This window comes from Streptomyces rubrogriseus (assembly GCF_027947575.1).
Taxonomy (GTDB): domain Bacteria; phylum Actinomycetota; class Actinomycetes; order Streptomycetales; family Streptomycetaceae; genus Streptomyces; species Streptomyces rubrogriseus.
In genome coordinates, this window is record NZ_CP116256.1 from 6,693,945 (window position 1) to 6,712,476 (window position 18,532).

Consider the following 18,532-nt stretch of genomic DNA (forward strand, 5'->3'; position numbering starts at 1 on the left):
GCTGGCCCAGAGCTGCTCAGAGCGCGTCGGGTCCGCGCTCGCCGGTCCTGACCCGTACGGCCGTGTCGACCGGGACCGCCCAGACCTTGCCGTCGCCGATCTTGCCGGTGCGGGCCGCCTTGACGACGACGTCGATCAGCTGCTCGGCGTCGTCGTCCTCGACCAGGACCTCGATGCGGATCTTGGGCACCAGGTCGACGGTGTACTCGGCACCCCGGTAGACCTCGGTGTGTCCGCGCTGGCGGCCGTAGCCGCTGGCCTCGGTGACGGTCAGGCCGTGGACCCCGAAGGCCTGGAGGGCCTCCTTGATCTCGTCGAGCCGGTGCGGCTTGACGACGGCGGTGATGAGCTTCATGCGTCCACCTTCTTGCTCGGGGCCGACCCGGCCGTGGAGGCGGCCGGCGTGGCGGCCGTCCGGGCGGCACCGCCGCCGGCGCCGCTGAAGTCGTATGCGGTCTCGGCGTGCTCGGCCTGGTCGATGCCGGCCACCTCGACGTCCTCCGATACCCGCATGCCGATCGTCTTGTCCAGCAGGAAGGCGAGGACCGCGGAGACGACCAGGGAGTAGGCGAGGACGCCGAAGACGCCCGCGCACTGCTTCCAGAACTGGTCGAGGCCGCCGCCGTAGAAGAGGCCCTCGACGTCGGACTGGCCCTTGCCGCTGGCGAAGAAGCCGATGAGCAGCGAGCCGAGGATGCCGCCGACGAGGTGGACGCCGACCACGTCGAGGGAGTCGTCGTAGCCGAGCTTGTACTTCAGGCCGACGGCCATGGCGCAGACCACGCCGGCGATGAGCCCGACGGCGATCGCGCCGAGCGGGGAGACCGCGCCGCCCGCCGGGGTGATGGCGACCAGGCCGGAGACGGCGCCGGAGGCCGCGCCCAGGGTGGTGAAGGCGCCGTGCCGGATCTTCTCGTAGGCGAGCCAGCCGAGGACGGCGGCGCCGGTGGCGACCTGGGTGTTGACGAACATCAGCGCGCCGACGCCGTCGTCGTTGCCGAGCCACGACCCGGCGTTGAAGCCGAACCAGCCGAACCAGAGCAGACCGGCGCCGAGCATGACCAGCGGGAGGCTGTGCGGGCGCATCGGGTCCTTCTTGAAGCCGACCCGCTTGCCGATGACGAGGATCACGCCGAGGGCGGCGGCACCGGCGTTGATGTGCACGGCCGTGCCGCCGGCGAAGTCGATGACGCCCAGTTCGAAGGCCCAGCCGCCGGCGCCCCAGACCCAGTGGGCGACCGGGAAGTAGACGATCGTGGCCCACAGGGCGATGAAGAGTGCCCAGGCCGTGAACTTCACCCGGTCCGCGAGGGCGCCGCTGATCAGGGCGGGGGTGAGGACGGCGAACATGAGCTGGAAGACCAGGAAGACGAAGACGGGGATGGTGTAGCCGTCCCACAGCTCGGTCAGGCCGATGTTGCTGAGTCCGACCCAGTCCGAGTTCCAGCCGACGACGCTGCCGGAGTCGGTACCGAACGCCATGGAGAAGCCGTAGAGCACCCACAGGACGGTGACGATGCCGAGGCTGATGAAGCTCATCATCAGCATGTTCAGGGTGCTCTTGACGCGGACCATGCCTCCGTAGAAGAAGGCCAGGGCCGGGGTCATGAGCATCACCAGGGCGGAGCAGATGAGCATGAAGCCCGTGTTGGCGGCAGAGAGCTCCGTCTCTGCGGCGAGCGTGATGGCTGGAGCCATCGGCGTCTCCTCGTCGTTGGTGCGGCCCCGTGGGGGCGAAGCCTGGCGGTCGGGCGGTGAGGGGTGGGCCGGTTATGCGCCACGACATTGACGCAGCGCGGTTTCGGTGGAAGCCCCTCGTTGTTTCGCCGCCGTGACGAAGGCACGGTGCGTGTTACGCGTGGGTGAACGGCCGGGTGCGGGCCGGTGCGGTCGTGGTCGTGACCGAGCCGTCCGGCCCGGAACGCAGACCGGCCGCGGCGGCCTCCGAATGACCTGGCATGGGGGAGCCGAGTCGGGCAGTTCGGGAGGGCCGGCCGCGGCCGGGGCTGGTGGGGGTTCAGACCGCTTCCGCGGTCTCCGGCAGCTCGACGGCGAGCCGTTCGGTGAGGTCGACGACCTCACCGAGGTCGCCGAAATCGCGTACGGCCGTGTCGACGGTCTTGCGGATGCGGGTGTTGACGCGTTCGGAGCGGACCTTCTTGGCGATGCCCATGGCCTCCATGGCCAGGACGGTGCTCTCCTCGGGTTCGCGGCGCAGCAGGTGCACGGTGGCCATGCCGATCAGGTTCAGCGCGTAGGAGCGCTGGTGCTCCTCGTCCTTGGCGAACAGCTCCACGGCCCGGCGCATCAGGGGGTCGGCGAGGGAGGCGTAGGCGGGGCTGCGGCCGGCCACGTAGGCGAGGTCGCGGAAGGAGTGGCTGTTCTCCCCGTACAGCTCGGCCTCGGAGAAGAAGCGGATCCAGTCGGGGTCCGGCTCGTCCCACTCGTCGGCCTCGGCGAAGATGTCCTCCGCCATGCGCACCGCGCGCTTGGTGCGGCCGGGCTGGCCCATGTTGGCGTAGGCGCGGGCCTCCATCGCGTACAGCATCGACTGGGTGCGGGGGCTGGCGCAGTCCCGGCTGCCGTACTGGGCGAGGTGGATCAGCTCCAGGGCGTCGTCGGGCCGGCCGAGGTGGATCATCTGGCGGCTCATGCTGGAGAGGATGTACGAGCCGAGCGGCCGGTCCCCGGCCTCCTTGGCGGCGTGCAGGGCGAGCACGAAGTACTTCTGCGCGGTGGGCTGGAGCCCCACGTCGTACGACATCCAGCCGGCCAGCTCGGCCAGCTCGGCGGCGACCTTGAAGAGCTTGGCGCGGGTGGTCTCGGTCTGCGGTTCCTGGAGCAGGTCGGTGACCTCGTGCAGCTGGCCGACCACGGCCTTGCGGCGCAGGCCGCCGCCGCACTGGGCGTCCCAGCGGCGGAACATCACGGCCGTGGACTCCAGCAGGTCGAGCTCCGGCCTGGACAGGCGGCCGCGCGCGCGGGAGGCGGGCGCGGCGGACTCGCGGTCGGCCGACGGGCCGGCGGAGGGTGTGGGGACGAGCCAGCGCTGCATGGGTTCGATGAGGGACGGGCCCGCGGAGAGGGCCAGCGAGCTCCCGAGGAAGCCGCGCCGCGCCAGCATGAGGTCGCTGCGCGAGAACTCGCTGAGCAGGGCCACGGTCTGCGGGCCCGTCCAGGGGAGGTCGACGCCGGTCGCGGAGGGCGTGGGGCGGGTGGATCGCAGGCCCAGGTCCTCGACGGAGACGACGACGCCGAACCGCTCGGAGAACAGCTCGGACAGGATCCGCGGGATCGGCTCGCGCGGGTTCTCCCCGTCGAGCCAGCGGCGCACGCGTGAGGTGTCGGTGGAGATGTGGTTGGCGCCCAACTGGCGGGCCCGGCGGTTGACCTGGCGGGCCAGCTCGCCCTTGGACCAGCCGCTGCGGGCGAACCAGGAGGTGAGCAGCTCGTTCGGGCGCTTGTCGGCGTGCGACGCGCTCCCCGCGCTCGTACCGCTTCCGCCGTTGCCACTCACTGGAACGCCCCCATCCCTGAGACCACCTGTCGCCGAGTGCGCCAAGCCCTATCAGAATGCCGGTGGCCCGGGCCCTCCGTCCGGTGGTTGGCACCCTTCGAACGGAAAGCCGGGTTGCCTCCGGCATACCCACAAGTGCATGTGCCCCAAGGCTCCATGCACACAAAGTAGTCCTACGATCACTCGTCCAGCCATGGCGATTGCGGAATCGCCACCATTCGCCACCCCTTCGAATGAACTCGCGGTGGCCGGGACGCGATTCACTTGACATAGGCCAACCGGGAGTCGGTGCAACGGTGCACACCGGGGCGTGCGCCGTGGGACGCACCACCCCGGAGTGCCTCCGGACGCTGTCTGAACCGCGTCGGACTGGGGATTTGGAAGCAGAGAGTCACGTTTCACGTCCGCTGCGTAACCGCCGCTGCGTCGGACCCGTTGGAGGGGGCATGGGCTTCACGATCGGCATCGGCAGCAGTCGGGGCTTGCGCGAGATCCGACCCGGCGCGCGTCGCCGCGGCCGCCCCTCGGAGTGCACCGTCGTGGCCGAGTTCACCGGGCTGTGGGGCTGGGACGTGGTGCCGGGCGCCCGGACCGCCCAGGGCGCCTGCTCGTGCGGCCTGCCCGACTGCCCGGCGCCGGGCGCACACCCCCTGGACTTCGCGCCCCGGGTGCCCGCCGGGGCGACCCTGGACGAGGCGAGCGAGGCCTGGTCCCGGTTCCCCGGGGCTGCGGTGATGCTGGCGGTCGGGCGGACCTTCGACGTGATCGAGGTGGCCGAGCCCGCCGGGCTGCGGGCGCTGGCCCGGCTGGAGCGCATGGGCGTCCCGCTCGGGCCGGTCGCGGCGACCCCGCAGGGCCGCGCCCAGTTCTTCGTCGCTCCGGGCGCCGCGGCCGAGCTGCCCCGGCTGCTGTACCGGATGGGCTGGGACGACCCGTCCGCCCTCGACCTGCGTGGCCTCGGCCCCGGCACGTACCTCACGGCCCCGCCCTCCGACCGCGGCGGCCGGGGCCCGGTGCGCTGGCTGCGCCCTCCGGCCCTCGACTCGGCCACGAAGCCCCCGGCGGCCCGGCTGCTCCTGGGCACGCTGGCCTACGTGGCCCACCGGTCCCGGGCGTAGGCCTCCGCCAACGGCGAAGCGCCCGTCTCCCGGTCCGGGAGGCGGGCGCTTCTCGCCCGGTGCGGGCGCGGTGCGCCGGCAGTCGGCGTCACTCGCCGATGAGGGCGTCCACGAAGGCCGCGGGCTCGAACGGCGCCAGGTCGTCCGCGCCCTCTCCGAGTCCGATCAGCTTGACCGGCACGCCCAGCTCGCGCTGGACGGCGACCACGATGCCGCCCTTGGCCGTGCCGTCCAGCTTGGTGAGCACGATGCCGGTGATGTTGACGACCTCGGCGAAGACGCGGGCCTGGATCAGACCGTTCTGGCCGGTGGTGGCGTCGAGCACCAGCAGCACCTCGTCCAGCGGCGCGTGCTTCTCCACGACGCGCTTGACCTTGCCCAGCTCGTCCATCAGGCCGGTCTTGGTGTGCAGGCGGCCGGCGGTGTCGATGAGCACGACGTCCGACCCCATCTCCTTGCCCTCCTTGACCGCGTCGAAGGCGACGGAGGCGGGGTCGCCGCCCTCGGGTCCGCGCACGGTGTGGGCGCCGACCCGCTCGCCCCAGGTCTGGAGCTGGTCCGCGGCGGCGGCACGGAAGGTGTCGGCGGCGCCGAGCACGACGCTGCGGCCGTCGGCCACCAGGACGCGGGCGAGCTTGCCCGTGGTGGTGGTCTTGCCGGTGCCGTTCACACCGACGACCATCACGATGCCGGGCTTGCTCGTGGCCGGTTCGGTCTTGACCTCGCGGTCCATGTCGGGGCCGACCAGGGTGATCAGCTCCTCGCGCAGCAGGGTGCGCAGCTCCTCCGGCGTGCGGGTGCCGAGGACCTTCACCCGTTCGCGGAGCCGCTCGACCAGTTCCTGGGTGGGCTGCACGCCGACGTCGGCGGTGAGGAGCGTGTCCTCGATCTCCTCCCAGGTGTCGTCGTCGAGGTGCTCCCGGGACAGCAGGGTCAGCAGGCCCTTGCCGAGGGCGTTCTGCGAGCGGGAGAGGCGGGCACGGAGCCGGACCAGTCGGCCGGCGGTGGGCTCGGGAACCTCGATCTGCGGGATCTCGAGCTCTTCGACGACGGGCGGCTCCTCGACGGTGGCGGTGCCGCCGTCCGGGAGGTCGACCTCCTCTATCGTCCGGCGCGTTTCGTCGCGCGGCGTCTCGGCCTCGTCGCCGACGTGCGGCTCGGCCGGAGGGGCGGTGATGTCGGGCGCGGCGGAGGGCGGCTCGGGCAGCTGCTTCTTGCGGCGGCTGCCGACGACCAGCCCGCCGAGCGCGCCGATCACGACCACGGCGATGACTACAGCAAGGATGACGATTTCCATAACGGGACCAGTATGCGTGACCCCCGGCACGGCCCCCCGCTATCGGTCGCTTGTGGTTTCCACCAAAGGACAAAGGCCCCTGGAAGGAGCGAGTCGGAGCAAAGTACGATGGAGAAGGCCGCGTCAACGCGCGTAGAGTCCCGACCGGCCCCTCTTCCCCACGATCGAGGCACGGACCCCCCACATGAGCAAGACCGCCGAGAACGAAGGCGCCCTGGAGACCCGCGGCATCGAGCAGGTGCCTGACCACGAGCGCACCGCCCGGACCCGCGAGCTGTTCCCGACCTGGGTCGGCGCCAACATCAGCGTGCTGCTGCTCACGATGGGCGCCAGCCTCGTCGTGGCGTACCGGCTCAACTTCTGGCAGGCCCTGGTCGTCGCGGGGGCCGCGCCGGTCGTGTCGTACGGCCTGGTCGGGCTGATCGGCATCGCCGGCAAGCGGGGCGGCGCTCCCGGGATGGCGCTGTCCCGTGCCGTGTTCGGGCAGCGGGGCAATCTGCTGCCCGGTTCGCTGATCTGGGTCGCCCGCTGGGGCTGGGAGACGATCAACGCGGTGACCGGTGCCTACGCGCTGCTCACCGTGCTGGACATCGTCTTCGGCATACGCGCCAACAGCGTGCTGGACATGGTGACGCTGCTCGCCTTCGTGGTGGCGACGTTCGCGATCTCGGGGCTGGGCATCAACGCCGTGCAGAAGTGCAACAAGTACGCGGCGTACCTCTTCGGCGCCTTCTCGGTGCTGGTCCTCGGTTACCTGGTGGTCGACACCGACTGGTCCGCGGTGTTCGACCGGTCCGCCGGTTCGGTGGCCGCGATGATCACGGGTGTGGGTCTGATCGCGGCGGGCGGCGTCAGCTGGATCCCGTCCGCTCCGGACTTCACCCGGTACCTGCCGCGCACGGCGTCCTCGAAGGGGATCGTCGGGGTTACGGTCGGCGGCGCGGGCATCGTCGTCCTGCCGATGGTGCTGATGGGCGCGGTCATGGCGGTCTCCACGCCGGATCTGGCCTCGGCCGCCGACCCGGTCTCCTTCCTGGGCGAGATCCTGCCGACCTGGATCGCGGTGCCGTACCTGCTGATCGCGCTGATCGGCATGCTGCTGATCAACTCGATGTCGATGTACTCGGCCGGGTTCACCGCGCAGACCCTGGGCTTCAAGGTCCCGCGGCACTGGGCGGTCTCGGTCAACGCCGTGATCTCGCTGGTCTTCGGCGGCGTGCTGATGCTGGTGGCGACCAGCTTCATGGGGTCCTTCATCGCGTTCCTGTCGCTGCTCGCGGTCGCCTTCTCCGCCTGGGTCGGCGTGTTCGGCGCGGACATGCTGCGCGGCCGGGAGTACGACGGCGAGGCCCTGGCCGACACCGGCCGCACCAGCGCCTACTGGTACCGCGGCGGCTTCTCCCCCGCGGCGGTCGTCGCCTGGGCGGTGGGCCTGGCCGCCGGTCTGCTGTTCACCACGTCCGACTGGTTCACCGGGCCGCTCGCCGCGAACAACTTCGTCGGCGAGTACGGGCTGGGCTGGGTCGCCACGGTCGTGATCTCCGCCCTGCTGTACGCGGTGCTGCCGAAGCCGGCGCTGATCGTCCCGGGAGTTCGCCCGGACCGGGCCGAGCAGCCCGAGGCCGAGACCGTGGCCGTCTGACGTTCGCCGGGCCGCGGCACACCGCCGCCCCGCCCGGAAGTGACCGGGCGGGGCGGCGGACGGTACGGGGAGGGGGCGGCGGGGACTTGGCCCTCCTCCCCGGGCTCGGGGTGGGGTGGGGGTCAGCCCATTTCCTCCAGGGCCTTGCCCTTGGTCTCCTTCACGAACTTGAGCACGAAGGGGATGGAGAGGGCGGCGAAGATCGTGTAGATCACGTAGGTGCCGGAGAGGTTCCAGTCGGCCAGTGACGGGAAGCTCGCGGTGATGGCCCAGTTGGCGATCCACTGCGCGGAGGCGGCCACGCCCAGGGCGGCGGCACGGATCCGGTTGGGGAACATCTCGCCGAGGAAGACCCACACGACCACACCCCACGACAGGGCGAAGAAGAGGACGAAGAGGTGGGCGGCGATCAGCGCGACCCAGCCCTGGGTGGCCGGGAGCTTGCCGTCGACCAGGTCGAAGGAGAAGGCCCAGGCCTCCAGCGCCAGCCCGACCACCATGCCGACGGAGCCGATCAGGGCGAGCGGCTTGCGGCCGACACGGTCCACGAAGATCATCGCGATCACGGTGCCGATGATGTTGATGATCGACGTCGTGAACGAGTAGAAGAACGAGTCGGCGGGGTTGACGCCGACCGACTGCCACAGCGTCGAGGAGTAGTAGAACGCGACGTTGATGCCGACGAACTGCTGGAAGACCGACAGGCCGATACCGATCCAGACGATCGGTTTGAAGAAGAAGCTGCCGCCCAGCAGGTCCTTGAAGGAGGACTTCTCCTCGCGGTGCATGGCGTGCTCGATCTCGGTGACGCGGGCGTCGAAGTCCACGTCCTTGCCCTCGACCTCTTCGAGGATCTTCTTGGCGCGCTCGCGCTTGCCCACCGAGATCAGGAAGCGGGGGGACTCGGGGATGGCGAAGGACAGCAGGCCGTACAGGACGGCCGGGATCACCATGACGCCGAGCATGACCTGCCAGGCCTCCAGGCCCATCAGCTCGCCGCGCTGGTCGCCGCCGGCGGCGTTCAGCAGACCCCAGTTGACCAGCTGGGAGACGGCGATGCCGATGACGATCGCGGCCTGCTGGAAGGAGCCGAGCCGGCCGCGGTAGGCGGGCGGGGACACCTCGGCGATGTAGGCGGGACCGATCACCGAGGCCATGCCGATGGCGAAGCCGCCGATGACACGCCACATGGCGAGGTCCCACAGCGCGAAGGGCAGCGCGGAGCCCACGGCACTGACAGTGAACAGGACCGCCGCGATCTGCATGCACCGGATACGGCCGATGCGGTCGGCGATGCGGCCCGCGGTCGCGGCACCGATGGCGCAGCCGATCAGAGCCACGGCGATGACCTGGGCCAGCACCGCGGAACCGACGTCGTAACGGTCCCGGATGGCCTCGACCGCACCGTTGATCACGGAACTGTCGTAACCGAACAGGAAACCGCCCATCGCGGCCGCCGCCGCGATGAAGATGACGTGCCCGAGATGATCGGGATGAGCCGTCCCGGCTCCTGAACTACCTGCCTGTGTGCGGGACACGTGTACTCCTCGGGCTACCGGCAACGCTGCCGGGGCGGTTCACCCTTCGAGGCACCGACGAAGGAACCTGAAGGTAAAAGCAACGTTGCAGAGACTATGCCTTCAAGTATCGAAGTCAATAGGACGAGAGCTGTGAGTTTCAGGGAAGCCGAAGCGATTATGTGTTCAAGTCTTGAAGAATCGGTCCTCAGGACTGGCGCAGCCGCTGACTGATGACCTTCGACACACCGTCGCCCTGCATGGACACGCCGTAGAGCGCGTCGGCGACCTCCATCGTGCGCTTCTGGTGCGTGATGACGATCAGCTGCGAGGCCTCCTGGAGCTCCTGCATGATCCGGATCAGCCGTTGCAGGTTGGTGTCGTCCAGCGCCGCCTCGACCTCGTCCATCACGTAGAACGGACTCGGCCGGGCCTTGAAGATCGACACCAGCATCGCCACCGCGGTCAGCGAGCGCTCCCCGCCGGAGAGCAGCGACAGCCGCTTGACCTTCTTGCCCGGGGGCCGGGCCTCGACGTCCACGCCCGTGGTGAGCATGTTGTCAGGGTCGGTCAGGATCAGCCGCCCCTCACCGCCCGGGAACAGCCTGCTGAAGACGCCCTCGAACTCCCGGGCGGTGTCCCGGAAGGCCTCGGTGAAGACCTGCTCGACGCGCTCGTCGACCTCCTTGACGACCTGGAGCAGGTCGGCGCGGGTCTTCTTCAGGTCCTCCAGCTGCTCGCTGAGGAACTGGTGCCGCTCCTCCAGCGCCGCGAACTCCTCCAGCGCCAGCGGGTTGACCTTGCCGAGCTGCTGGTAGGCGCGCTCGGCGGCCTTCAGCCGTTTCTCCTGCTCGGCGCGGACGAAGGGGCGCGGGCGGTTACGCGGATGCTCCGGGTCTTCCGGGAGCTCCTCGCCGTCGGCGGGGGGCGAGGGCGGCACCTCTTGATGGGGGCCGTACTCGGCCGCGAGCCCCGCCGGTTCCACACCGAGTTCCTCCAGCGCCTTGGTCTCCAGCTGCTCGATGCGCAGCCGCTTCTCGGCGCCGAGTACCTCGCCCCGGTGAACTGAATCCGTCAACTTGTCCAGCTCCGCCTTGAGGTCGCGCCCGGCGGTGCGCGCGGTGGTCAGCTCCTGCTCACGCCGGGCCTTGGCCGCCTCGGCGAGGGTGCGCTCCTCGTCGGCGCGGGTGAGTGAGACCTCGACGTGGGCGAGCAGCTGCCGGGCGCCGGCGCCGACCGCCTCGGCGACGGCCGCCTCGTGCCGCAGCCTGGCCCGCCGCTGCTCGGCACGCGCGCGTGCCTCGCGTTCGGCGCGGGCGGCCCGGTCCAGGGAGTCGGCGCGTCCGGCCAGCCCTTTGACCCGCTCCTCGTGGGTACGGACCTGGAGGCGCGCCTCCATCTCGGTCTGGCGGGCGTTGGCACCGTCGGCGGCGAGCCGGTCGCGGGCGGCGGTGTCGGGCTCCTCGTCGACAGGCATCTCCTCGGCGACGGCGAGCCGTTCCGCCAGTTCCTCGACCTCCATGAGCGCCTTGTCCAGCGCCTGCTGCGCCCGGGCGGCCGCCGCGGCGGACCGTTCCGCCTCCCCGGCGGCGCCCCGCGCCTGGCCCGCGAGCCGGCCCAGCTGCTGGGCGACGGACGACTTCTCCCGGTCGGCCGCCCGGCGCCGCTCCCCCAGCTCCTCGACGAGCGCGGCGCACTCCCGCCGTCGCCCGACGGCTGCTTCCTGCTCCCCCGCCAGCTCCTCGCACCGCACGCCCAGCTCCGCCAGCTCGGCGGCGGCCTGGTCCACGGACGCCTGCACCTCCAGGAGGCTGGGCGCCCCGGCGGAACCGCCCTGCGCGAAGTGGGCGCCCAGCAGGTCGCCCTCGGCGGTGACGGCGGTCAGCGCGGGGCGGGCGTAGACCAGGTCCTCGGCGTCCTCCAGGGTGGCGACCACGACGATCCCGCGCAGCAGCCGCCGTACGGCGGGCATCAGGTCGGCGGGGCCGTGCACCAGGTCGGCGGCGTGCGGCGGTCCGTCGCCGCGCGTCTCGTGCGCTACGTCGTCGGGGGCGCCGGCGAGCAGCAGGGCGGCCCGGCCCGCGTCCTGCTTGCGCAGCAGGCGGATCGCGTCGGCGGCGGCCGCCGGGGAGGTCACCGCGAGGGCGTCGGCGGCGGCACCGAAGGCGGTGGCCAGGGCGGCCTCGTGGCCCGGCGTCACGGTGAGGAGTCCGGCGGCGGGGCCGAGCAGTCCGGTGAGGCGGTCCTTGGCGGCGAGCAGCGCTCCGGTGCCGTCCTTGCGACGCAGGCCCAGGGCAAGTGCCTCGTGCCGGGCCTGCGTGGCGGCGCGCCGGCGTTCCGCCGCGGTGGCCGCCTCACGCGCGGTGTTCAGCGCGGCCTCCGCCTCGGTCAGTGCCCGCCTGGCGGCCTCGTGCCGCTCGGCGAGTTCCTGGTCGCCGGCGTCGAGCCCGTCGACCTCGGCCTGGAGCGCCTCGTACTCCTCCTGCGCCGCGGCCGCGCGTTGTCCGGACTCGTCCCGCGCCTGGGCCAGCCGCTCGATCTCGGCCTGGGCGGCGGTGGCACGGGAGCGGGCGGCGCCGACCTGGCCGCCGAGCCGGGCGAGGTTCTCGCGGCGGTCGGCGATGGCGCGGGCGGCGTCCTTGAGGCGGCGTTCCTCCATGGCCAGTTCGCGTTCGAGATCGGCGCGGTGGGCGGCCGTGTCCTCCAGGGCGTGTTCGGCCGCCTCCAGGGCCGCTTCGAGTTCGGCCTCCTGCTCGCGGACGCGGGCGGCCTCGCGCTCCAGTTCCTCCGGGTCGCGGCCGCGGCGTTCCTCGGGCGGCGCGGAGGTGGCGCTCTTCACCCGCGCGTCGGCGAGCGAGATGGTGCCGCGCACCCGTTCGGCGAGCTGGGACAGCTCGTACCAGGTCTGCTGGGCGCGCTGGAGGCGCGGGGTGAGCCGGCGCACCTCGTCCTCCAGGTCCGCCTCGCGGCGCAGCGCCTTGCCCAGCTCCCGTTCGGCGGCCTCCTTGCGTTCCTTGAGCGCGGCCTCGTCGGCGACCTCGGCCTGGAGTGCCTCGCGCATCCGTACGAGGTCGTCGGCGAGGAGCCGGAGCCGGGCGTCCCGGAGGTCGGCCTGGATGACGGCGGCCCTGCGGGCGACGGCGGCCTGCCGGCCGAGGGGCTTGAGCTGGCGCCGCAGCTCGTCGGTGAGGTCCTGCACGCGCGCGAGGTTGGCCTGCATCGCGTCCAGTTTCCGGAGCGCCTTCTCCTTGCGCTTGCGGTGCTTGAGGACGCCGGCGGCCTCCTCGATGAAGGCGCGGCGGCCCATCGGGTCGGCGTGCAGGACGGAGTCGAGCTGGCCCTGGCCGACGATGACGTGCATCTCGCGGCCGATGCCGGAGTCGGAGAGGAGTTCCTGGATGTCGAGGAGGCGGCAGGTGTCGCCGTTGATCTGGTACTCGCTGCCGCCGTTGCGGAACATGATCCGCGTGATGGTGACCTCGGCGTACTCGATGGGCAGGGCCCCGTCGGAGTTGTCGATGGTCAGCGACACCTCGGCCCGGCCGAGGGGCGGGCGGCCGGTGGTGCCGGCGAAGATGACGTCCTCCATCTTGCCGCCGCGCAGCGACTTGGCACCCTGTTCGCCCATGACCCAGCTGAGCGCGTCGACGACGTTGGACTTGCCCGAGCCGTTCGGGCCGACGACACAGGTGATGCCGGGCTCGAACCGGAGCGTGGTCGCCGAGGCGAACGACTTGAACCCGCGGAGGGTCAGGGCCTTCAGGTGCACGCCGTCGGACTCTACCTTTCGGGTCTGTCTCACTCCACGAACCGGTGAACCGACGCGGTTTCACCGGTGAACGTGCAGGGCACATCAGACGTTGAAGAGGGTGAAAGGTTGCGCGGGGCAGGGACGGGGCGGGCCGAGGGCACGGACCGGACGGGGGCGGGCACCGAGACCGTACGAAACGGCTGGACCGGCGAGACGGCGCGAGACGGGGGGCTGGAAAGAAAGAAGGGACGCCGAAGCGTCCCTTGCGGACTCTGGCACCTGAGCGGTGGTACGGGCGGGCCCGACCACTGCCGTGCCGTGGTGGAGCGATGCAGTGATCAGGTGAGCGCAGGCTCCGCCTGGTGTGCGTCAACGCTCTCCATGCTCTCCATGATCCTGTCGTGAGAAGCGGCAGCCGCCAGCGCGTCGTTCTCCGCCTGGATTCGTCCGAGCTCGGATTCCAGGTCCTGGACGCGCTGCTGGAGCCGTCGCATCTCGGCGAGGAGTCGAGGGTCGGAGCCGCCGACGTAACCGAGAAGCGCCTTTGCCATGATGGATGGTCCTCCACAATGAGTGACCGACCGAAGCGGTGTGGGTCGTGAGGGAATCGCACCCGCGGTGCTTGGCACTTTGGAGTTTTTACTGCCGTTCAACCATGCCAAACAGCTAAGGTGCGCGGGGCTTTCAGCGTCTCACCAAAAAGTTTGACGGTCAACACGATCACGCCCCGTATTGGCGGGCGCCCGGGGGCATGCGGCCGGCGAACGGCGACGCTGCGACTCCTGCGGGCCCCTCGGGGCGTGGCGATCATTTCGCGTGCGGAGCCTCCCACGAGCGGCCGCCCTTGGCAACCACCTGCCCGTTTTCGCCCCGGCCACCCCTGCGGGGAGGGTCGCTCCCGGCGCCTGCGGCCCCTCGCGCGAAGGGTCGTCAGCGGATGGCGAAGCCCTCGTACCCCCCGCGGGGTGTGTCCCAGATCTCGGTGACTCCGTCCACGCGTCCGGGCGTGTCGTCACCGCGCAGCCACTCGAGCAGTCCCTCGCAGCGCTCGCGCGGGCCCTCCGCGACGACCTGCACGCGGCCGTCGCCCAAATTGAGAGCAAAACCACTCATCCCGCCGAGTTCCAGCGCCCTGGCCCGCGTGAACCAGCGGAATCCCACGCCCTGGACCTGTCCGCGCACCCACGCGACCAGCCGTACATCCTCGCTCATGACTGCAACCTAACCAGTCAATGTCTCGCGGGACACTTCACCCCCTGGCGCCATGCGGTACCGTCCCGACCCAATGAATCTCACTTGAAACTCACTCGATCGTGTGAGTTCCGTGTTGATCGTGAGCACAGTCCACCGCGAGGGCACGCCCAGGCGAGGACGAGTACGAGGAAGGCCAGGACATGGGACGCCACCGACGCTCCGCCGCCGGCCGCGCCGCGGAGGGCCACCAGCCGGACGGTACGGCGGGACGGCGCCGCGATCCGCTCGCTCCGGACGCGGGCGAGGCGCCCACGATGGGCATCGCTCCCTATCTGAACCCCGAGGCGTACGCCGAGGTCCGCGCCAAGAGCGACGCCTACCTCTTCGCCGACGCCCCGGACGGCGAGGGCCCGCAGGCCGGCCGCACCGTCGCCTTCCCCCGGGACGGATACACGCCCGCCGGCGGCTCGCAGCCCGGCGGAGGACGCCGTCGCCGCCGCAGGAAGGCCGCCACCCCGGTCCGCACGGGCCTGCTCGGCGTCTCCGCCGCGGTGGCCATCGGCACGGTGGCGGTGGCCACAGGCGTGGTGCCCGGCCTCGACAACTACCGGATCGGCGGCAACAGCAGCGGGGGCGACCGGGTGCAGGCCCACGACACCCCGACTAACAGCCCGTCCCAGCAGGGCGGCACCTCGGGCAGCGCCGACACCGGCCGGGGCGGCGACGCGGCCACGAGCCGCGGCACCGACCGCTCCCCCACGTCCGCCCCGTCCGCCCCCTCCGCCCAGTCACCGTCGAAGGACGAGTCCGCCGCGGACTCCCCGTCCTCCTCGCCGTCCTCGGCCTCCCCCTCCACCTCGGCACCGGCCTCGAAGCCCGCCGCCCCGGCACCGTCGAAGACCAAGAAGCCGAACACGCCTCCCAGCGCCGAGCCGAAGCCGACCACTCCCTCGCGCCCGGCCACCAAGGAGCCCGCGAGGCCCAGCGCGCCCGCCGCGGTCTCCGAGGAGGCCGTCGCCCAGGCACAGGTGCTCAAGCTGGTAAACGACGAACGGGCCAAGGTCGGCTGCAGCCCTGTGGCCGCGAACAGCGCGCTGCGCGAACTGGCCGAGGACTTCAGCCGGGCCATGGCGACCCAGGGCTTCTTCGACCACACCGACCCCAGCGGCGCCACCCCCTGGGACCGGGCGTCGGCAGCGGGCATATCGGGCCTCGGCGGCGAGAACATAGCCCGCGGCCAGGCCGACGCCCAGGCCGTGATGGACGCCTGGATGAACAGCCCCGACCACCGGGCCAACATCCTGAACTGCGACTTCCAGACCCTGGGCGTCGGCGTCCACTTCGGCTCCGGCGGGCCCTGGTGGACGCAGGACTTCGGCTACTGAGGGGACCGATGGCCGGCGAAGCGCGCACTGCGGGGCAGCGCTGTGCTCGCGTACGCTGGAGGTATGTCGACCACGCAGGAGCGCACGGCGGAGCAGGATCTGCCGTTTGACGTGTTCTCCCGGGCCTGTCCCTCGCGCGGCACCCTGGAGCACGTCACCGGGCGCTGGGGCGCGCTGACGCTCGGCGCGTTGTACGAGGGGTCCTTCCGGTTCAACGAGCTGCGGCGCCGGGTGGACGGTGTCAGCGAGAAGATGCTGGCCCAGACCCTGCACGCGCTGGAGCGCGACGGACTGGTGCACCGCGAGGCCCAGCCGACCAATCCGCCCCGGGTGGACTACGAGCTGACGCCGTTGGGCCACGAGGTGGCCGGGCGGCTGCTCGCGCTCATCGAGTGCGTCGAGGGACGGATGGACGAGGTGCTGGCCTCGCGCGAGCGGTACGACGAGCGCCGGATGCCTACGGCGTGACCCGTGGCGGGCGCTGGCACTTCGGGCAGAAGTAGCTGGAGCGGTTCATCCACGGCCGGCGGCGCATCGGTGTGGCACAGCGGTTGCAGGGCAGGCCCTCGCGGCCGTACGCGTCGAGCGAGCGGTCGAAGTAGCCGGAATCGCCGTTGACGTTGACGTAGAGGCTGTCGAAGCTGGTGCCGCCGACGGCGAGGGCGGCGTTCATCACGTCCCGGACGTGGCCGAGCAGTTCGGCGGTGCGGGGGCGGGTGAGGGTCGCGGTGGGGCGCTCGTAGTGGAGGCGGGCGCGCCAGAGGGCCTCGTCCGCGTAGATGTTGCCGACGCCGCTGATCAGGGACTGGTCGAGCAGGGCCCGTTTGATCGTGGTGCGCTTGCGGCGCAGGGCGTGGTGGAACGCCTCGTCGTCGAAGAGGGGGTCCAGCGGATCGCGGGCGATGTGTGCGATGACGTCGGGCAGTCCGTCGGCGGACGTGTCGTGCAGGGAGAGGCCGCCGAAGGTGCGCTGGTCGACGAAGCGGAGTTCGGTACCGAGGGCGTCGGCGAAGCGGACCCGGATGCGCAGGTGTTTCTCGGCGGGTGCCTCGTGCGGCTGGACCAGGAGCTGGCCGCTCATGCCGAGGTGGGCGAGGACCGCCTGGTCGGTGTCCTCAAGGGGCAGCCACAGGTACTTGCCGCGGCGGCTGGGCGTGCCGATGCGGTGGTCCTTCAGGCGGTGGGCGAAGTCGTCGGGGCCCGCGACGTGGCGGCGCACCGCGCGCGGGTGCAGAACCTCGGCGTCGGCGACCGTCCGGTGGGCGACCCAGCGCTCCAGGCCGCGCCGTACGACCTCTACCTCGGGCAACTCGGGCATGGCTTCCCCTCGGGCGGGCCGGCCCGGCGGTCTGGGCCGGTGGATGGGCGACGGTGCGAACGCCCGCCCCGGCAAAGGGGCGGGCGTTCGCACCGTGCGGTGGACGGGTCAGGCGGAGGCGGACGCCTCGTCGGGGTCCGCGTCGACGGCGTCGGCCGTCGCCTTGGCGCGCTCGTCCGCCGCGGCCCGGATGGACCGCCATGCGGATTCCGCGGCCTGCTGCTCCGCCTCCTTCTTGCTGCGGCCGGTGCCGGTGCCGTACGAGACGCCTCCGACGCGGGCGGCAGCAGTGAAGGTCTTCTCGTGGTCCGGGCCGGTCTCCGTGACCAGGTACTCGGGGACGCCGAGCCCTTCGGTCGCGGTGAGTTCCTGGAGGCTGGTCTTCCAGTCCAGGCCGGCACCGAGGTTGGAGGACTTCTCGATCAGCGGGTCGAACAGGCGGTGCACCAGTTCGGAGGCCGCGTCGAGGCCCTGGTCGAGATAGACCGCGCCGATCACCGCTTCGAGGGTGTCGGCGAGGATGGACGCCTTGTCCCGGCCGCCCGTGCCCTCTTCACCGCGGCCGAGCCGGATGAAGGAGCCGAGTTCGAGCCCGCGGCCCACCTCCGCCAGCGCACGCGAGTTGACCACCGCGGCCCGCAACTTGGCCAGCTGGCCTTCGGGCAGGTCGGGGTGGGTGCGGTACAGCGTGTCCGTGACGACGAGGCCGAGCACGGAGTCCCCGAGGAACTCCAGCCGCTCGTTCGTCGGCAGACCGCCGTTCTCGTACGCGTAGGAACGGTGGGTCAGCGCACGCACCAGAAGGGCGGACTCGAGCTGATAGCCGAGCCGCCCTTCCAGAAGCGTGTGGGACGAGGCCTGGGTGTCCGCCTTCTTCTTGGCGGGTGGGTCCGCCTTGGCGTCTTCCGCCTTCTTGGGGACTGACACAGTGCCTCTCACCAGCCGCTCAGACCTCGAGGACCTGGCGCTTGTTGTAAGTGCCGCAAGCCGGGCACGCGATGTGCTGCAGCTTGGGCTCGTGGCAGCGCTCGCACGCAACCAGGGTGGGGACCGCAGCCTTCCACTGCGACCGGCGGTGGCGCGTGTTGCTGCGCGACATCTTCCGCTTCGGAACAGCCACGGCTACTTCTCCTGCTTCTCGGCGGCGTCCGCGGAATCCGACCCGTCGCCGCTCATCTCGTCCTTCTCGCCGTCTCCGAGTGAACCGGCGAGTCCCTGCAATGCCGCCCAACGAATGTCGACGGCGTCATGGTGGTGGTCCGGGTCGTCCGACAGGCGCACTCCGCATTCGGAGCACAGACCCTGGCAGTCTTCCTGGCACACCGGCTGCATCGGCAGTGCGAGCACCACCGCGTCGCGCAGCACGGGTTCGAGGCCGATCAGGCCGTCCTCGACGAAGAACCTGTCCTCGTCGTCCTCGGCGTCGTCGCCCGGTTCCGCCACGGGGCGGCCACGGTCGTCGGCGTCAGGGTACGAGAACAGCTCCTGGAAGTCCGCTTCGAGCTGCTGCTCCAGCGGCTCCAGACACCTTACGCACTCCCCCTCGGCCCTGGCACGGGCGGTGCCTGTGACGAGCACCCCTTCCATGACCGACTCGAGCCGGAGATCGAGCTCCACCGGGGCGCCTTCCGGCACTCCGATGACTCCCTGGAGACCGAAGTCCTTGGGAGCGTCGACCGTGCGGGTCAGGCGCTGGAGCGCACCGGGCCGCCGTCCCAGCTCGTGCGTGTCGAACACGAGGGGGTCGCGGTGGTCGAGGCGCGCGTTCAGAACCATTCCTGCTTTCGGTCTTC

Annotated in this window: 16 protein-coding genes; 4 read left to right on the forward strand and 12 right to left on the reverse strand. The window is 71.3% G+C overall.

Annotated elements, in window-relative coordinates; all coding sequences use genetic code 11:
- Positions 1-16: 16 nt before the first annotated feature.
- The 3 genes from Sru02f_RS29980 to nsdA all read right to left on the reverse strand — a co-directional run bounded on the left by Sru02f_RS29980 (position 17) and on the right by nsdA (position 3,517).
- The gene (locus Sru02f_RS29980) at positions 17-355 is read right to left on the reverse strand and encodes a P-II family nitrogen regulator (RefSeq protein WP_003973409.1); all 339 of its coding nucleotides are present in this window, start codon (positions 353-355) and stop codon (positions 17-19) included.
- The gene (locus Sru02f_RS29985) at positions 352-1,698 is read right to left on the reverse strand and encodes an ammonium transporter (protein WP_109036077.1); all 1,347 of its coding nucleotides are present in this window, start codon (positions 1,696-1,698) and stop codon (positions 352-354) included. The genes Sru02f_RS29980 and Sru02f_RS29985 overlap by 4 nt, the downstream gene beginning before the upstream one ends.
- A gap of 319 nt (positions 1,699-2,017) precedes the next feature.
- Entirely contained in the window at positions 2,018-3,517 is a 1,500-nt protein-coding gene (gene nsdA / locus Sru02f_RS29990) for a transcriptional repressor NsdA (protein WP_109036079.1), read from the reverse strand.
- 446 nt (positions 3,518-3,963) lie between these two features.
- Between nsdA and Sru02f_RS29995 the strand changes: the two genes are divergently transcribed.
- Positions 3,964-4,635, forward strand: a complete 672-nt coding sequence (locus Sru02f_RS29995; protein ID WP_109036081.1) for a bifunctional DNA primase/polymerase — start codon at positions 3,964-3,966, stop codon at positions 4,633-4,635.
- Between the two features lie 88 nt (positions 4,636-4,723).
- Here Sru02f_RS29995 and ftsY read toward each other — a convergent pair whose 3' ends face one another.
- A complete protein-coding gene (gene ftsY, locus Sru02f_RS30000; protein WP_109036083.1) occupies positions 4,724-5,932 on the reverse strand; it encodes a signal recognition particle-docking protein FtsY in 1,209 nt (402 codons plus the stop codon).
- A 184-nt stretch (positions 5,933-6,116) separates the two neighbouring features.
- On the opposite strand from ftsY, the gene Sru02f_RS30005 reads away from it, so the two are divergent.
- Entirely contained in the window at positions 6,117-7,574 is a 1,458-nt protein-coding gene (locus tag Sru02f_RS30005; protein WP_109036085.1) for a cytosine permease, read from the forward strand.
- Between the two features lie 122 nt (positions 7,575-7,696).
- On the opposite strand, the gene Sru02f_RS30010 is transcribed toward Sru02f_RS30005, so the two are convergent.
- The 4 genes from Sru02f_RS30010 to Sru02f_RS30025 all read right to left on the reverse strand — a co-directional run bounded on the left by Sru02f_RS30010 (position 7,697) and on the right by Sru02f_RS30025 (position 14,054).
- Positions 7,697-9,112: a sugar porter family MFS transporter gene (locus Sru02f_RS30010; protein ID WP_109030533.1), complete on the reverse strand. Its 1,416-nt coding sequence runs from the start codon at positions 9,110-9,112 to the stop codon at positions 7,697-7,699.
- Between the two features lie 187 nt (positions 9,113-9,299).
- Entirely contained in the window at positions 9,300-12,860 is a 3,561-nt protein-coding gene (smc, locus tag Sru02f_RS30015; RefSeq protein WP_109036087.1) for a chromosome segregation protein SMC, read from the reverse strand.
- A gap of 320 nt (positions 12,861-13,180) precedes the next feature.
- Positions 13,181-13,393, reverse strand: coding sequence for a hypothetical protein (locus tag Sru02f_RS30020; protein WP_003973418.1), 213 nt, complete (start codon positions 13,391-13,393; stop codon positions 13,181-13,183).
- Between the two features lie 379 nt (positions 13,394-13,772).
- The gene (locus tag Sru02f_RS30025) at positions 13,773-14,054 is read right to left on the reverse strand and encodes an acylphosphatase (RefSeq protein ID WP_003973419.1); all 282 of its coding nucleotides are present in this window, start codon (positions 14,052-14,054) and stop codon (positions 13,773-13,775) included.
- Positions 14,055-14,236: 182 nt separating this feature from the next.
- On the opposite strand from Sru02f_RS30025, the gene Sru02f_RS30030 reads away from it, so the two are divergent.
- Both Sru02f_RS30030 and Sru02f_RS30035 read left to right on the forward strand, forming a co-directional pair.
- Entirely contained in the window at positions 14,237-15,421 is a 1,185-nt protein-coding gene (locus Sru02f_RS30030; protein ID WP_109036089.1) for a CAP domain-containing protein, read from the forward strand.
- Between the two features lie 63 nt (positions 15,422-15,484).
- On the forward strand, positions 15,485-15,889 hold the full coding sequence (locus tag Sru02f_RS30035; protein ID WP_164278722.1) for a winged helix-turn-helix transcriptional regulator: 405 nt from the start codon (positions 15,485-15,487) through the stop codon (positions 15,887-15,889).
- Here the strand turns inward: Sru02f_RS30035 and mutM are convergent.
- The 4 genes from mutM to Sru02f_RS30055 form a co-directional block, all read right to left on the reverse strand.
- The gene (mutM, locus tag Sru02f_RS30040; protein ID WP_109036093.1) at positions 15,879-16,739 is read right to left on the reverse strand and encodes a bifunctional DNA-formamidopyrimidine glycosylase/DNA-(apurinic or apyrimidinic site) lyase; all 861 of its coding nucleotides are present in this window, start codon (positions 16,737-16,739) and stop codon (positions 15,879-15,881) included. The two genes, Sru02f_RS30035 and mutM, sit on opposite strands and share 11 nt — an antisense overlap.
- A gap of 108 nt (positions 16,740-16,847) precedes the next feature.
- A complete protein-coding gene (gene rnc / locus Sru02f_RS30045) occupies positions 16,848-17,678 on the reverse strand; it encodes a ribonuclease III (RefSeq protein ID WP_003973423.1) in 831 nt (276 codons plus the stop codon).
- Between the two features lie 7 nt (positions 17,679-17,685).
- Positions 17,686-17,859 (reverse strand): 50S ribosomal protein L32, encoded by a 174-nt coding sequence (gene rpmF, locus Sru02f_RS30050; protein WP_006139588.1) that lies wholly within the window; start codon positions 17,857-17,859, stop codon positions 17,686-17,688.
- A 2-nt stretch (positions 17,860-17,861) separates the two neighbouring features.
- Positions 17,862-18,515 (reverse strand): YceD family protein, encoded by a 654-nt coding sequence (locus tag Sru02f_RS30055; protein ID WP_109036095.1) that lies wholly within the window; start codon positions 18,513-18,515, stop codon positions 17,862-17,864.
- Positions 18,516-18,532: the final 17 nt, after the last annotated feature.

Excerpts from the sequence above, each read along its gene's own strand:
- Sru02f_RS29980 (WP_003973409.1), bottom strand. The coding sequence starts at position 355 with ATGAAGCTCATCACCGCCGTCGTCAAGCCGCACCGGCTCGACGAGATC.
- Sru02f_RS29985 (WP_109036077.1), bottom strand. The coding sequence starts at position 1,698 with ATGGCTCCAGCCATCACGCTCGCCGCAGAGACGGAGCTCTCTGCCGCC.
- Sru02f_RS29995 (WP_109036081.1), top strand. The coding sequence starts at position 3,964 with ATGGGCTTCACGATCGGCATCGGCAGCAGTCGGGGCTTGCGCGAGATC.
- ftsY (WP_109036083.1), bottom strand. The coding sequence starts at position 5,932 with ATGGAAATCGTCATCCTTGCTGTAGTCATCGCCGTGGTCGTGATCGGC.
- Sru02f_RS30005 (WP_109036085.1), top strand. The coding sequence starts at position 6,117 with ATGAGCAAGACCGCCGAGAACGAAGGCGCCCTGGAGACCCGCGGCATC.
- Sru02f_RS30020 (WP_003973418.1), bottom strand. The coding sequence starts at position 13,393 with ATGGCAAAGGCGCTTCTCGGTTACGTCGGCGGCTCCGACCCTCGACTC.
- Sru02f_RS30025 (WP_003973419.1), bottom strand. The coding sequence starts at position 14,054 with ATGAGCGAGGATGTACGGCTGGTCGCGTGGGTGCGCGGACAGGTCCAG.
- Sru02f_RS30030 (WP_109036089.1), top strand. The coding sequence starts at position 14,237 with ATGGGACGCCACCGACGCTCCGCCGCCGGCCGCGCCGCGGAGGGCCAC.
- Sru02f_RS30035 (WP_164278722.1), top strand. The coding sequence starts at position 15,485 with ATGTCGACCACGCAGGAGCGCACGGCGGAGCAGGATCTGCCGTTTGAC.
- mutM (WP_109036093.1), bottom strand. The coding sequence starts at position 16,739 with ATGCCCGAGTTGCCCGAGGTAGAGGTCGTACGGCGCGGCCTGGAGCGC.
- Sru02f_RS30055 (WP_109036095.1), bottom strand. The coding sequence starts at position 18,515 with ATGGTTCTGAACGCGCGCCTCGACCACCGCGACCCCCTCGTGTTCGAC.